Source organism: Jatrophihabitans lederbergiae (assembly GCF_031845305.1).
Lineage (GTDB): Bacteria > Actinomycetota > Actinomycetes > Mycobacteriales > Jatrophihabitantaceae > Jatrophihabitans_A > Jatrophihabitans_A lederbergiae.
In genome coordinates this window covers 1-403 of record NZ_JAVREH010000232.1, presented here as the reverse complement: position 1 = coordinate 403, position 403 = coordinate 1, and the positions used below count along the sequence as shown (strand labels likewise).

The window sequence follows — 403 nt, the reverse complement described above, 5'->3', positions numbered from 1 at the left end:
GGCAACGCCGCCTCCGATCAACTGCAACTCGACGTCTGGGGCGAGACCCTCGACGACCTCGCGCTGGCCCGCAACGCCGGGCTCGCCGACCACGACGACGCCTGGGACCTCCAAGTCGCGCTCATGGAACACCTGGAAGGCAACTGGGACCGACCCGACAACGGACTGTGGGAGATGCGCGGCCCGCGCCGGCATTTCACCCACTCCAAAGTCATGGCCTGGGTCGCCGCCGACCGGATGGCCACCGCCGTGCGCACCCACCCCGACCTGCACGGACCCGCCGACCGGTGGCAAGCCCTTCGCGACACCATCCACGCCGACGTCCTCACCCACGGCTACGACGCCGACCGCAACACCTTCACCCAGTCCTACGACGCCCCCGCCCTGGACGCCAGCCTGCTCA

1 protein-coding gene is annotated in these 403 nt (G+C 70.2%); it reads left to right on the top strand.

Features of this window, described 5'->3' with window-relative positions; genetic code table 11:
* The coding region (locus tag RM423_RS25095; RefSeq protein WP_311425753.1) for a glycoside hydrolase family 15 protein at positions 1–403 on the top strand (403 nt) is incomplete at both ends.